This is a genomic window from Massilia sp. CMS3.1, assembly GCF_051262535.1.
In the GTDB taxonomy this organism is placed as follows: Bacteria; Pseudomonadota; Gammaproteobacteria; order Burkholderiales; family Burkholderiaceae_D; genus Telluria.
Genome location: NZ_JBIMES010000004.1, coordinates 98,541 through 112,307, shown reverse-complemented (window position 1 = coordinate 112,307; position 13,767 = coordinate 98,541). Strand labels below are relative to the sequence as shown.

Annotated in this window: 13 protein-coding genes; 4 read left to right on the top strand and 9 right to left on the bottom strand. The window is 64.4% G+C overall.

What is annotated here, in order from left to right; genetic code table 11:
• Window positions 1-146 precede the first annotated feature (146 nt).
• The 4 genes from rbfA (at window position 147) to ACHAC9_RS08345 (ending at window position 5,473) form a co-directional block, all read left to right on the top strand.
• Window positions 147-584, top strand: coding sequence for a 30S ribosome-binding factor RbfA (gene rbfA / locus ACHAC9_RS08360; protein WP_435759015.1), 438 nt, complete (start codon window positions 147-149; stop codon window positions 582-584).
• Entirely contained in the window at window positions 581-1,501 is a 921-nt protein-coding gene (gene truB, locus ACHAC9_RS08355; protein ID WP_435759013.1) for a tRNA pseudouridine(55) synthase TruB, read from the top strand. Before rbfA ends, truB begins: the two co-directional genes overlap by 4 nt.
• Window positions 1,502-1,720: 219 nt before the next feature.
• Window positions 1,721-3,553: a translational GTPase TypA gene (gene typA / locus ACHAC9_RS08350; protein ID WP_435759011.1), complete on the top strand. Its 1,833-nt coding sequence runs from the start codon at window positions 1,721-1,723 to the stop codon at window positions 3,551-3,553.
• 156 nt (window positions 3,554-3,709) lie between these two features.
• Complete coding sequence (locus ACHAC9_RS08345) at window positions 3,710-5,473, top strand: ABC transporter ATP-binding protein (protein WP_435759009.1); 1,764 nt, start codon at window positions 3,710-3,712, stop codon at window positions 5,471-5,473.
• On the opposite strand, the gene ACHAC9_RS08340 is transcribed toward ACHAC9_RS08345, so the two are convergent.
• From ACHAC9_RS08340 to ACHAC9_RS08300, 9 genes are all read right to left on the bottom strand, one after another.
• Window positions 5,470-6,498 carry a hypothetical protein gene (locus tag ACHAC9_RS08340; RefSeq protein ID WP_435759007.1) on the bottom strand — a complete coding sequence of 343 codons (1,029 nt, stop codon included), beginning with the start codon at window positions 6,496-6,498 and terminating at the stop codon, window positions 5,470-5,472. The genes ACHAC9_RS08345 and ACHAC9_RS08340 overlap by 4 nt on opposite strands.
• Window positions 6,499-6,501: 3 nt before the next feature.
• Window positions 6,502-7,413 (bottom strand): flagellar hook-associated protein FlgL, encoded by a 912-nt coding sequence (flgL, locus tag ACHAC9_RS08335; RefSeq protein WP_435759005.1) that lies wholly within the window; start codon window positions 7,411-7,413, stop codon window positions 6,502-6,504.
• Between the two features lie 9 nt (window positions 7,414-7,422).
• A complete protein-coding gene (gene flgK, locus ACHAC9_RS08330) occupies window positions 7,423-8,793 on the bottom strand; it encodes a flagellar hook-associated protein FlgK (RefSeq protein WP_435759003.1) in 1,371 nt (456 codons plus the stop codon).
• A gap of 60 nt (window positions 8,794-8,853) precedes the next feature.
• Window positions 8,854-9,198: a rod-binding protein gene (locus tag ACHAC9_RS08325; RefSeq protein ID WP_435759001.1), complete on the bottom strand. Its 345-nt coding sequence runs from the start codon at window positions 9,196-9,198 to the stop codon at window positions 8,854-8,856.
• Complete coding sequence (locus tag ACHAC9_RS08320) at window positions 9,198-10,283, bottom strand: flagellar basal body P-ring protein FlgI (RefSeq protein WP_435759465.1); 1,086 nt, start codon at window positions 10,281-10,283, stop codon at window positions 9,198-9,200. The genes ACHAC9_RS08325 and ACHAC9_RS08320 overlap by 1 nt, the downstream gene beginning before the upstream one ends.
• Before the next feature lie 64 nt (window positions 10,284-10,347).
• Window positions 10,348-11,004: a flagellar basal body L-ring protein FlgH gene (flgH, locus tag ACHAC9_RS08315; protein WP_435758999.1), complete on the bottom strand. Its 657-nt coding sequence runs from the start codon at window positions 11,002-11,004 to the stop codon at window positions 10,348-10,350.
• The gene (gene flgG, locus ACHAC9_RS08310; RefSeq protein WP_435758997.1) at window positions 11,004-11,789 is read right to left on the bottom strand and encodes a flagellar basal-body rod protein FlgG; all 786 of its coding nucleotides are present in this window, start codon (window positions 11,787-11,789) and stop codon (window positions 11,004-11,006) included. The genes flgH and flgG overlap by 1 nt, the downstream gene beginning before the upstream one ends.
• Before the next feature lie 40 nt (window positions 11,790-11,829).
• On the bottom strand, window positions 11,830-12,555 hold the full coding sequence (locus ACHAC9_RS08305) for a flagellar basal body rod protein FlgF (RefSeq protein WP_435758995.1): 726 nt from the start codon (window positions 12,553-12,555) through the stop codon (window positions 11,830-11,832).
• Between the two features lie 13 nt (window positions 12,556-12,568).
• Window positions 12,569-13,759 (bottom strand): flagellar hook protein FlgE, encoded by a 1,191-nt coding sequence (locus ACHAC9_RS08300; RefSeq protein ID WP_435758993.1) that lies wholly within the window; start codon window positions 13,757-13,759, stop codon window positions 12,569-12,571.
• Window positions 13,760-13,767 lie beyond the last annotated feature (8 nt).

Below are 13,767 nucleotides of genomic sequence, written 5' to 3'. Positions count from 1 at the left end.
GCGCGATCGACAAGCGCCATCCGCCGGGCTCACGCCCAGCCGATGGCGTTTTTTTTGCCGCTGCCCCTGCGCGCCGCCCCACACGCCCGTACGCCTCGCGCCACCCAATCGATGTACCATCGTCAGAAAAACATACAGTAATTACCATGGCCAAACACAGCAAAACCATCCCCCAGCGCGGCTTGCGCGTCGCCGACCAGATCCAGAAAGACCTGTCGGAACTGGTCGCCTACGAGCTGAAGGACCCGCGCGTCGGCATGATCACGCTCACCGAAGTGCAGCTCACGCCCGACTACGCCCACGCGAAGATCTATTTCACCCTGCTTAAAGACAGCAAGGAAGAAATCAAGCAGACCCTCGATGGCCTGAACAAAGCCTCCGGCTACCTGCGCAACATGCTCGGCAAGCGCCTGCACATCCACACGCTGCCGGCACTGCACTTCGTGCACGACACCTCGACTTCGCGCGGCATCGAGATGTCGGCCCTGATCGACCAGGCGAACGCCGTGCGCGCCGCCGACTTCGACGACGGCAGCGACCCTGCCGCGCCGGCTGAACCGGCAGCGGACGACGACGCCAAGTGAGCGCACGTTTGCCAAAAAAGCCGCGTGACCTGGTCGACGGCGTGCTCCTGCTCGACAAGCCGGTCGGCCTGTCCTCGAACGACGCCCTGATCCGCGCCAAGCGCGTGATGAACGCGAAAAAGGCGGGCCACACCGGCACGCTCGACCCGTTCGCCACGGGCTTGCTGCCGCTGTGCTTCGGCGAAGCGACCAAATTCTCGCAAGACTTGCTGGAAGCGGACAAGAGCTACGATGCGACGGTGCATCTGGGCATCACGACGACCACCGGCGACACCGAAGGTGAGGCCATCGAAACGCTTCCCGTGGACGTGACGCTCGAACAGATCGACGCGGCGCTGGGGCGTTTTCGCGGCCCGATCCTGCAAGTGCCGCCGATGTACTCGGCCCTCAAGCGCGACGGCAAGGCCTACTATGAATACGCGCGCGAGGGCATCACCCTCGAGCGCGAAGCGCGCCCGGTGACGATCCATTGCCTCGAGCTGGTCAGTTACGACGCGCCGATGCTGAAAATCCGCGTTACTTGCAGCAAGGGCACGTATGTGCGCGTGTTGGGCGAGGACATCGGCGCGGCACTTGGGTGTGGCGCCCACCTGAACGCGCTGCGCCGGATCCAGGTCGGCGCCCTGACGGCGGAGACGATGATCACGCTGGAAGACTTGCAGGCGCATGCCGACCCGCTGTCGCTGCTGGCGCCGGTCGACGCGCTGCTGGCGACCTTCCCGTCGGTCGAGCTGACGCCGGAACTGGCCAGGCGCTTCCTGAACGGCCAGCGCCTGGCGCTGGGCAAGGAGCCGGAAGTGACTGTGCCGCCCGAGCAGGGAAGGGTGCGCGTGTACGCAGCCGGCAAGCTGCTGGGAACGGCGAATGTGCAGGAATATGCGGTGCTGGCGCCGGAACGGCTGATCGCGGCGACCTGATTGAACAGACCCACCCACGCAAGGTCCTGCTGCAAACGTCTACAAGAATTCGTGGAGAAACAGCGAAAAACTGGGTCCAGAAAGCCCTGGAACCCAGCAAGCCGTTGAAATTGCGGGCCTTTTTGAGGAAAGCGCGCATCTCCGTGCTATACTACGCGGTCTCCGAAATTGGCAGCATCGCACACATCCGTACCATCACGCACATCACGCTGAAACTACATGTCAAATACCAAACGCGCAATTCGTAATATTGCAATCATCGCCCACGTCGACCACGGCAAAACCACACTCGTGGACATGCTGCTGCGCCAGTCCGGTACCTTCCGCGAGAACCAGGCCGTCGAAACTCGCGTGATGGACTCGAACGACCTCGAAAAAGAACGCGGCATTACGATTCTGTCGAAAAACTGCGCGGTTGAGTACGAAGGCACGCACATCAACATCGTCGACACCCCAGGCCACGCCGACTTCGGCGGCGAGGTCGAGCGCGTGCTGTCGATGGTTGACTCGGTGCTGCTGCTGGTCGATGCGCAAGAAGGTCCGATGCCGCAGACGCGCTTCGTGACCCGCAAGGCGCTGGCCCTGGGCCTGAAGCCTATCGTCGTCGTCAACAAGGTCGACCGTCCAGGCGCGCGCGCCGAGTGGGCCATCAACCAGACTTTCGAACTGTTCGACAAGCTCGGCGCCACCGATGACCAGCTCGACTTCCCGATCGTCTACGCTTCGGGCCTGAACGGCTACGCCGGCCTGACCGAAGACGTCCGCAGCGGCGACATGAAGCCACTGTTCGACGCCATCCTGCAGCACGTGCCGGTCCGCGACGACAATCCGGAAGGCCCGCTGCAGATGCAAATCACCTCGCTCGACTACTCGTCGTACGTGGGCAAGATCGGCATCGGCCGTGTCAACCGCGGTACCATCAAGACCGGCCAGGACGTCATCATCATGAACGGTCCTGATTCGACCCCGATCAAGGGCCGCATCAACCAGGTGCTGAACTTCAAGGGCCTCGAGCGCGTGCTGGTCGACGAAGCCGTCGCCGGCGACATCTGCCTGATCAACGGTATCGACGAAATCGGTATCGGCTCGACCCTGTGCGCACCGGACACCCCGGAAGCGCTGCCGATGCTGACCGTCGACGAGCCGACCCTGACCATGAACTTCATGGTCAACAACTCGCCACTGGCCGGCCGCGAAGGCAAGTTCGTCACCAGCCGCCAGCTGCGCGAGCGCCTGGACCGCGAACTGAAGGCCAACGTCGCACTGCGCGTGGCGCCGACCGACGACGACACGGTGTTCGAAGTGTCGGGCCGCGGCGAGCTGCACCTGACGATTTTGCTGGAAAACATGCGTCGTGAGGGCTTCGAGCTCGCGGTGTCGCGTCCACGTGTCGTCTTCAAGATGGTCGACGGCGTGCGCCAGGAGCCGTTCGAGAACCTGTCGGTCGACGTCGAAGAAGTCAACCAGGGCGGCGTCATGGAAGAGCTGGGCCGCCGTCGTGGCGACCTGCAGAACATGGAATCGGATGGCAAGGGCCGCGTGCGTCTCGAGTATCTGATCCCTGCGCGTGGCCTGATCGGCTTCCAGGGCGAATTCATGACCCTGACCCGCGGTACCGGCCTGATGAGCCACGTGTTCCACGAATACGCGCCAGTCGACAACACCCGCGGTGAAATGGCCGGCCGCCGTAACGGCGTGCTGATCTCGCAGGATGACGGCGCTGCCGTTGCCTACGCGATCTGGAAGCTGCAGGACCGCGGCCGCATGTTCGTGTCGCACAACGATCCGGTGTACGAAGGCATGGTCATCGGCATCCACTCGCGCGACAACGACCTGGTCGTCAACCCGATCAAGGGCAAGCAGCTGACCAACGTGCGTTCGTCGGGTACCGACGAAGCCGTGCGCCTGGTGCCGCCGATCCAGATGTCGCTCGAGTACGCTGTCGAGTTCATCGAGGACGACGAACTGGTCGAGATCACGCCGAAGTCGATCCGCCTGCGCAAGCGTTACCTGAAAGAGCATGAGCGCAAGAAGGCAAACCGCGACGCGTAATTAAAAAGAAGTCAACAACGTCCGGTGTACCCGGCGTTGTCAGAAACCGCTGTCACCGCATGCAAATGCGGGGCAGCGGTTTTTTCATTAAGGCATCGCGCGGCGCCAGAGCTCATCTGTGCGCAGCGTTCCGGACCCGCTTGTTAAGATCGTTGCATGCGCATTCTCTGGACTTACCTGAAACCCCACTGGCGACTGGGACTGCTGGCCTTGCTCTTCGCCGCCATCGCCCAGGTTCTGGCCCTGGTCGACCCGATCATCTTCGGCACCATCATCGACCTCGTCAACGGCCCACGCCTGCCGGACGCCGAACTCATGCCGCGCGTGATGCGCCTGCTCGGGATCGCGGTCCTGGTGGCCGTGCTGTCGCGCCTGGCCAAGGCCTTCCAGGAATATATAACGCGCCTGGTCGTGCAAAAGCTGGGCGTGGCGATCTTCAACGACGGCCTGCGGCATCTGCTGCGCCTGAAATTCCAGGAGTTCGAGGATCTGCGCAGCGGCGAGATGCTGTCCCTGCTGCAAAAAGTGCGCGCCGACAGCGAACGGTTGATCAATACCTTCATCAACACGGCCTTCGCCGCGCTGGTCGGCGTGACTTTCCTCACCTGGTATGCGGTGACCAAGCACTGGTTGCTGGTGCCGGTGTTCCTGGTCGGGGTCGTGGTGCTGGGCGGGCTCACTGGACTGCTCTCGCGCGAGATCAAGACCCAGCAGCGCTCGATCGTGCGCGAGACCAACCGCAACTCCGGTTTCATCACCGAATCGCTGCGCAACATCGAGCTGATCAAGAGCCTGGGATTGACCTTTCCCGAGATCCGCCGCCTGCGCAGCCAGACCGATGCCATCTTTGCGCTGGAGATGGAAAAAGTAAAACGGATCCGGCTGCTCTCGTTTTTGCAGGGGTCGACGCTGAGCCTGTTGAAGCTGGCGATCCTGTTTGCGCTCTTGTGGCTGATCTTTCGCGACGTACTCACCACGGGAGAACTGATCGCGATGCAGTTCATTTCGGTCTCGATCTTCGCGCCGCTGCAAGAGCTCGGCAACATCATCCTGGCGCACCGCGAAGCCGAGGCGTCGCTGCTGAACTTCAAGACGCTGATGGACAAGCCGGTCGAGCGGCGCCCGCCGGATCCGGTCGAGATCGGACCACTCACCGAGTTGCGTTTCAGCGACGTGCGCTTTCGCCACAAGGGCGCGGGCGAGGATGCGCTGGGCGGCGTCTCGTTCTCAGCAAACCTGGGACAGACGATCGCGTTCGTCGGGCCGTCCGGCTCGGGCAAGTCGACGCTGGTCAAGCTGCTGGTGGGACTCTACACCCCGAACGCGGGGGAGGTCTCGTACAACGGGGTGCGCACGACCGACCTGCGCTACAACCGGGTGCGCAGGCAGATCGGTTTCGTCACGCAGGAGACCTATCTGTTCGCAGGGTCGATTCGCGACAACATCCGCTTCGTGAAGACCGACGCGACCGACGAGGACATCGTCGCGGCGATGCGCCAGGCCTCCTGCGCTTACCTGCTCGAGCGTTCGCCCGAGGGCCTCGATACCGTGATCGGCGAGCGCGGCATGAAGCTGTCGGGTGGCGAGAAGCAGCGGCTGTCGATCGCGCGTGCACTGGTGCGCCAGCCGGCGCTCCTGATCTTCGATGAGGCGACGTCCGCGCTCGATTCGATCACCGAGGAGCAGATCACGAATACCGTGCGCGAGATTTCAAGACGGGCGGCGCAGATGACGATCTTGATCGCGCACCGGCTCTCGACCGTGATGCATGCCGATACGATTTTCGTGCTGGAGAAGGGATTGGTCGTCGAGAGCGGCACGCATGCGCAGCTGCTCGAGACGCGCGGCTTGTACTACGCGATGTGGCGCCAGCAGATTGGAGAGCGGCCGGTGCCGGTGGGGACAGCCGTAGACGGCTAGCGCATCCCCAGCAGGGCCAGCACCCGCTCGCGGCTCACGCCGACCAGCGCCGACGTGATCGCCAGCAGCGACTCGTAATCGTGGCTCGCCGCGGTCGAGGCGAAATCCTGCGCCGTCATGGCCAGTTCCTCCGCACTCAGTTCCGACTGCGCGGCGCGCAGGGTGGCCGCATTCAGGGCGGCGCTGGCCGCATCCTGCGAGCGGCGCACGCGCTCGAGCGCCTGCACGACTTCGCGCAGGTTCTGGCGCAGCGCGTCGGCGTTGCCGGTGCCGAGGTCGGCAAGGTGCACGTCGGGCGCCACGGTCTCGGTGGCGACGCGGCCGCGGCCCGAGATGGCGATGCTGTCGCGCACCAGCGGCCAGTTGGCCTCGGCCGTCTGAAATTCGATGCGGCCCTGGCCATCGAGCCCGGCGCGCACGTCGACCGGCGCCAGGGTGCGGTCCAGGCGCGCGGCGATCTGCACGGACGTCATCTCCGGCTCCAGCGCGGCGGCCAGTTGCGGCCCGCCGGCGCCGCCGACCGAGAACGACAGTTTCAGGGGCGCGGCCGCCTGCAGCATGCCGGTGTCCAGGCCCGTGATGCGGAAACGCTGCTGCGCCGGGACGCCGTCGGAGAAGGCAAACTGCGCATCGACCGAGCCGCCGGCCTGGGTACTGCGGGAGGCGATCGTGGCGCCAAGCTGGCGTGCGCGCGCCTCCAGGTCGCGTGCGCCGCTCTTCATGCCGGCGAGCTTCGCCGACAGCGCGGCTTTCACCGATTCGAGCTGGGTGGCGACGCGGTTGAGGTAGTCGCGCGCCTGCTGGGCGCTGGCGACATCGCCCTGCAGGCGCGTATCCCAGTTTCCCTGGCTGCGGCGTGGCGCGATGTGTGGCGTCGGCCGTACGGACTGGCGAACGCCGACATCAGCCTCTTGCGGCGCTTGGGGCTGGGAACGAACGAGCGCCGGCGCGCCTTTGGCGGCGCCGGCGTTAATGTTGACAGTGGCCGGAAGCGACGTAGGGGCAGGGCGCAGCGTGGTGTTCATCGATTACAGTGCGGAGAACAGGGACAGTGAGCCGATCCGGCTATACGCCTTGTAGGTTGCTTGCAGGGCCGTCGAATAGCCATTCAGTTCGGTTGCAGCGACGCCCATGTCGAGCTGGCCGATATCGGTCAGCGCCATCTGGTTCGACAGGCTGACGTTGGCATGATTCGCATCGAGCGTATCGAGGATGTTCTGCTTGCCGCCGAGGACGGCGATCTTGCCGGTGACCAGGTTGAGGGCGTCGTCGAAGCCGGTCAGGTTCGCGGTCAGCACGGTGCGCGTGGCCGGGTTGTTGACATCGAGGTTGGCGCCCTTGAGCGTGTCGATGGTGGCGTCCAGGCGGTTCAGCAACTGCTCCATGCCTAGCACGTTTTCGTTGGCGACCTGGGTCAGGCCGTTGCCGACCACGACCCGCTGTTCGTTGGTATTGCCGGCGAAACTGTAGCGCGCGCCTGGTGCGGCGCTGGCGTTGTAGGCCATCGGGGCGGTCGAGGTGCGGGTGCCTGCGAACACGTAGCGGCCTTCCTGGTCGACCGTGTTCGCGCTGAAGAGCAGGCTGTCGCGCAGCGCTTCGAGCGGGTTGATCATCGCCTTCAGGTCGTCCGGCGTGTTGCCGCCGTCGAGCGCCCAGACGATCTGGTCGCGGCCGGCGGCGATGTCGTTGACCATGCTGCCAAGATAGCCTTCGTTCTTCGACAAGCGGATCTTGATCGCGCCGATGTTGTCGCGGTACTGGGTGATCGACGCTTCTTCACGCTGCAGGCGCGACAGGCGCACGCTGTCGACCGGGTCGTCCGACGGCACCTGGATGCGCTTGCCGCTGGCCATCTGCTGGGTCAGCTTGCTGAGACGCTCCTGGTTCAGCTGGAGCGACTGGTTCATGTTCGACTGGTACTGGGCGGTGGCGATGCGCATGATTGATCCTTAACCCATCATCGCCAGCGTGGCGTCGAACAGGGAGTTAGCGACCGACATGACTTTCATGTTGGCCTGGTACATATTCTGGTATTCGACGAGATTGACGGCTTCTTCGTCCTGGTTGACGCCGCTGGTGGCTAGCCAGTCGTCGACCGCGTGGGTGCGCATGGTCTGGGCGGTGGCCAGCGCGGCCTGGTTCTGCTGGCTGAGCACGCCGAGTTTGCCGACCAGCTGGGTATCTGCGTCGCTCAGCAACACGTTGCCCAGGCCCGTGACGTTGACCGTCTGGCCATTGATGCCGACCAGTTTCAGCAGGTTGCCGCTGTCGCCCTGGTTGCCGTCGGCCGCGAAAGCCAGGTCGGTCGGCGTGAAGCCGGCCGCGACGTTGAGCATGTTGGTCGCGCCCGGCGTATAGACGAACAGCGGCTTGCCGGCGGTGCCGTCCATCGCGTAGCCAACGCCGAGCTGGGTGTTGATTTTTTCCGAGAGCTGGCGCGCGATGTCGGCCGTGCCCTGTTGCATCGGGCGCAGCGTGTCGCGTTCGTAGGTGCTCAAGCCGCCCAGCTGGCCGCCGAGTTTGGCGGCATCGAGACCGAAGGTGGTCGCGGCGAAGGTCAGGGTGAAGCTCTGCGCGCCGACGCCGCCCACCGCATTCAGTTTACCGGCGACGTTACCGATCACCAGCGCCTGGCCGGTTTTCAGCGAAATGTCGCGCACGCCACCCGGCTGCTCCGATACTTCCACCGCCATCTGCCCGGCCAGCTCGTCGATCGCCAGGTCGCGCGCGTCGATCAGGCTCGAGGCCGGCGCGCCGACCGCGTTCGCTTGCGTGATGCGGGCGTTCAGCGCGGCGATCTTGGTGATGTTCGAATTGGCGGAGTCGACGATCGCGCTGCGCTGCTGGCTCACCGATTGCTGCTGGGCGTTGTAGACATTGTTCAGGCTGTTGACGCGCTGGGACAGCAGGCCGGCAGCGGTCAGTACCTGCTGGCGCAGCGGGGTCGAGGTGGCGTTGTCGCCGGCGACCGCGTTGAGCGAGGAGAAGAACTGGTCGACCGCGACCGACAGGCTGGCCGTGTCGTCGCCCATCACGCGCTCGAGCTGGGTGAGGTAGGGCTGGGTCTGCGAATACTGGCCCGTCTCGGCCGCCGCACGCCACATCTGCTGGCTTTTGTAGCCATCCGAGAAGCGCAGCAGCGAGCTGACCTGCACGCCATTGCCGACGGCCTTGCCGCTGGCGTCCGCACCGACGGCCGACAGCAGCGCCGCCTGGCGGGTATAGCCTTTGGTCTGCAGGTTGGCGATGTTCTGGCTGGTTGCCGACAGCGCAAGCTGCGAAGCAAGCGCGCCCGACAGGGCGTTGGACATGATGGTCATGGAGGTCTTTCTCGAGAAACGGGGGCCTATCTAAGACAGGCGACCAGTTACATGGAATTGTTAAGTATTTCCGGGAGTAATTTTTGCCGGCAGCAGTTGGCGCAGGATGGCATCGGCAACGCCGAAGGCGCGCTGGCCGGCCATTTGCTTCGAGAGGAGGCCGTCGGCCATGTCCTGCATGTCCTGATTGACTCTGTCCTTGAAGACACTGTCCTCGTCGGCCATTTCGCGCGTGGTCGAACGCATGTCTTTCAGCATCTGCGAGATGAAAAAGCTTTCGAACTCGACCGCGGCCTTGGTGGCGTTGGCAACGTGGGCGGCATCAAGCGCGGCAGGCGTTACGGCGTCAAGCTTGGCCATGCCCGGACGCGGCAGCAGGGGATCGAGGGGCGTGGTGCGGTCCATCAGATCACCACCAGTTCGCCTTCGATGGCGCCGGCCTGGTCGAGCGCCTGCAGGATCGCCATGATGTCGTCCGGCGACGCGCCCAGGCTGTTGACGACGTCGATGATCGTCTGCAGCCTGGCGCCGCCTGGCCACTTGAACATCTGGCCCGAACCCTGGTCGACCGACAATTGCGACTGCGGCGTCACGGCGGTCTGGCCGCGCGAGAGCGGGCCGGGCTGGCTGACCCGCGCGCTTTCCGAAATGACGACCTTCAGCGCGCCGTGGGTCACGGCAGCCGATTTCACGCGCAGGCCGTCGGCAATGACCACGGTGCCGGTGCGCGAATTGAACACGACCTTCGGCACTTCGATGCCCGATTCGACCGAGAGGTTCGAGAGCTTGGCCACAAAGGCGACGCGCTCGGTCGGATTACTCGGCGCGACGACTTCGACGCTGGTGCCGTCGGCGGTCGTGGCAACCTGGCCGAAGCGGCGGTTGATCGCTTCGACCACATTGGTGGCGGTTTCGAAATGCGGGTGGCGCAGGCGCAGCAGCACTTGCGGGCGGGTCGCGAAATCGGTCGCGATTTCGCGCTCGATCATGGCGCCGTTCGGAATGCGGCCGGTGGTCGGGGTATTGACCGTCACCGACGAGCCGCTCTTGCCCGAAGCCGACAGGCCGCCGACCACCAGGTTGCCCTGGGCCAGCGCATAGACTTCATTGTCGGCCGCGCGCAGTTGCGTCATCAGGAGGGTGCCGCCGCGCAGGCTCTTGGCATCGCCCAGCGAGGAGACGGTGACGTCGATCGCCTGGCCGCGCCGGTAGCCCGGCGGGAAGACGGCCGAGAGCATCACGGCGGCGACGTTCTTGTTCTTGGCGTCCTGCCCTTCAGGGAGCTTGACGCCGAATTGCTTGAGCATGTTCAGGACCGACTGGCTGGCGAACTTGACCTGGGTCGAGTCGCCGGAACCGTTCAGGCCAACCACCAGGCCGTAGCCGACCAGCGGATTTTCGCGCACGCCCTCGATGCTGACCAGGTTGCGCAGCGCCTGCGCGGCCTGCGCGGGCACGGCCGCGGCAAGGCTCAGCGCGGCGGCAAACATGATACGGGAAACGAGGGAGGTGCTGCGAAATTGAATCATGTTGTTCCTATAGGAGCGTCAAGCGTTAAAACGGCATCAGCGGGCCGGTGAAAAAGCGCATCAGCCAGCCTGCCGAATTGGCATCGGCCAGTACACCTTTCGCCGAATAGGCGATGCGGGCATTGGCCACACGCAGCGACGACACCTGGTTATCGGCATCCACGTCTGCTGCGCGCACATAACCTTTCAGGCGGACGAATTCTTCGCCCTGGTTCAAGGTCATGTTCTTTTCGCCCGCCACACGCAGCAGGCCGTTCGGCAGCACTTCCTGCACGATCACGGTCAGCGCGCCGGACAGGGCGTTCTGCTGGGTACTGGTCGAGTCGCCCGAGAAGCTGCGCTCGGCCGAGAGGTCGACGCCGGTCTTGCCAAACGTTTTCCCGAGTACGCCCAAGGGCGTCACGCCCACCGACGAACCTTTATTGAAACTGGTACCGGCACGCTTGCTCGCCTGGGTGGTCTCCTGCAGGATCACAGTGACCACGTCGCCGACGCGGTAAGCGCGTGCATCGGAGGTCAGCGACAGCGCGTCGCTACTGAACACACCGCCGGAAACGCCGCGCCCAACAGTGCGCGACACCGGCACGGAATCTTCGTCGGGCGCTGCCGCAATCGGCGCACGCGAGGCACAGCCAACCAGCAACACAGAAAGGATTGTTGCTGCAAGGCTAGAGTATTTCATTATCGGGCCGCCTGCGCGAGGTATTGCAGCATATTGTCGGCAGCCGACAACACTTTGGTATTCATCTCATACGTACGCTGGGCAGCGATCATGTCGACCATTTCTTCGACCACTTGCACGTTCGAACCTTCGAGCGCGCCTTGCTTGAGTTTGCCCAGTGCGCCGTCGCCCGGACGACCTTCGGTCGGCGCGCCGCTGGCGGCCGTTTCCGAGAACAGGTTCTCGCCCAGTGCCAGCAAACCGGCTGGATTGACGAAGCCGGCGAGGGTCAGCGCGCCGATTTCGGTCGGAGCGGCCTGGCCGGGAACGGTGGCCGAGACGGTGCCGTTTTCGGCAATGGTGATCGCGGTGGCGTTGTTCGGCACGGTGATCTGCGGCACCAGCGGCAAGCCCTGGGCATTGACCAGGGTACCGTTGGCGTCGAGCTGCAGCTGGCCGGCGCGGGTGAACGCGGCGTCGCCGTTCGGGCGGCGCACCTGCAGGAAGCCGTTGCCGGAGATGGCGACGTCGAGCTGCTGGCTGGTCGTTTGCAGCGAACCGTTCGTAAATACCTTCTGGGTGCCGACCAGGCGCGTACCGTTACCGAGCTGGACGCCGTTCGAGACGGTGTTGTCGGCGCTCTGCGCGCCCGGCTGGGCATCGACCTGGTAGTGCAGGTCTTCGAACACGACGCGGTCGCGCTTGAAGCCGACGGTGTTGACGTTGGCCAGGTTGTTGGCGATTGCTTGCAGCTTGGCGTCTTGCGCCTGAACACCGGTCTTGCTGATCCACATTGCTGGATTCATGAAATTCTCCTTGAGTTGTCGACTGCTCAGTTAAGCAGAGTTAAGCGCCGAGCAGGCGGTTACCCGCTTCATTCATCTTGTCACTGGCCTGGAACAGCTTCATCTGCAGTTCGAAACTGCGGTTCAGGGCCATGGTCGCGACCATCTCTTCGACAGCCGACACATTGCTGCCCTCTAAGGCACGGCCGCGCACGGTGATGTTGGCGTCCGCCTGCAGCCCCTCGCCATTGCGGGCGACGATCAGGCCGGCTTCGTTCTTGGTCAGCTCCGGACCTTCGGCATTGACCAGGCGCAGCTTGTCGATCACCTGCATCGTGGTCGCGCCTTCGGCCATCACCGAGATCGTGCCGTCGGTGCCGATCTCGACTGCCGAATGCGGCGGCAGCACGATCGGGCCGCCTTCGCCCAGCAGCGGACGGCCACTGACCGACAGCGCGCCGTTGGCGTCGAGGTCGATCGCGCCGGCCCGGGTGTAGGCTTCCGCGCCGCCGAATTCGACCGCGAAGTAGCCGTTGCCGGTGATCGCCACGTCGAGCGGACGGCCGGTCTCGCGCACGGTGCCCGGTTTGGTCGAAATCGTGTCGGCCTGGGTGCGGGCCATGTGCACATCGTCGTAGCCATAGCCGCCCAGCGACTGGGTCGTCACCAGCTCGAGGTTGGCGCGAAAGCCCGGCGTGTCCATATTGGCCAGATTGTTCGCGTGGACCTGCTGGGCACGCAGCGTATGCTCGGCGCCGGAGACGGCGGTGAAGATCAGTTTATCCATGGCCCGTCAGTCCTTAACCCAGCGCCTGCATCAAGGTTTGCATCATCTGGTTCTCGGTCGTGATGACCTTCGAGTTCGCCTGGTAGTTGCGCTGCGACGTCATCAGGCCGACCAGTTCCGAGGTGATGTCGACGTTCGAGCCTTCGAGCGCACCGGTATTGAGTTTGCCGGCCAGGCCCGTGCCCGGGGTGCCCATCAGGGCCAGGCCCGATGCGGCATTCGCCTGCCAGCTGGTGTCGCTGGTGGCGGTCAAGGCGCCTTCGTTGCCGAAGGTGGCCAGTGCGATCGTGCCGACGGTCTGCTTTTGCTCGTTGCTGTAGCGCGCCACCACCGAACCGTCCGACGCCAGCTCGACGCCGACGTAGCTGCCCGAGGCATAGCCGTCGGTGCTGTTGGTGGTGCTGGTCGCTTCGCCGGCGAACTGGGTACTGCCGGTGTAGTCGACCGAGAACCCGATTGCCGCAGCGCCGTTGGTCGGGGTCAGGGTCAGCGGGCCGCTGTTGGTCGATGCTGCGTCCAGCTGGCCTTGCGCATTGAAGGTCAGCGCTTTCGACGCAGCCGGCGCCGCGCCATCGAAACCGTAGCGCACGGTGACGCTGTTGTTGCCGGACTTGACGAAATACTGCGACACGGTGTGCTGGGTGCCGAGCGAATCGTACAGGACCGATTGCTTGACCATGTTGTAGCTCGACGGGTCGTTGGCGTTGAAGGGCGTGGTGGTCGGCGGCGTCCAGTCGGCCGACAGGTTGCCGACGAAATTGACTTCGGTCGAGGCCTTGGCGGCGATCTGGCCGGTCGGGATCTTGATGTCGCCCATCGTGCCGAGCGTCGTGCCCACGCTCGGGCCATAGCCCTGCACCCTGCGGTTGGCCGCATCGACCAGGTTACCGTCCTTGTCGGCGGCGAAGATGCCGACGCGGCTGTACGACATCGCGCCGGTCGTGTCGCGGCTGACGAAAAAGCCGCGGCCTTCGATGGCGGCGTCGAGCGAGCGGCCGGTCGATTCGACCGAGCCGTTGGTGCCGATGTTCTGGGTCAGCGAGCCGACCGAGACGCCGTTCGCCTGCTCGCCCGCGTACATGGCGGAGAAGTTGGCGCGGCTGCTCTTGAAACCGTAGGTGCTCGAGTTGGCGATGTTGTTCGAAACGGCTTCCAGCTGCTCGTTGATGGCCTGGATACCGGAGAGGGCGATGTTAAAGCTCATGGCGTAAT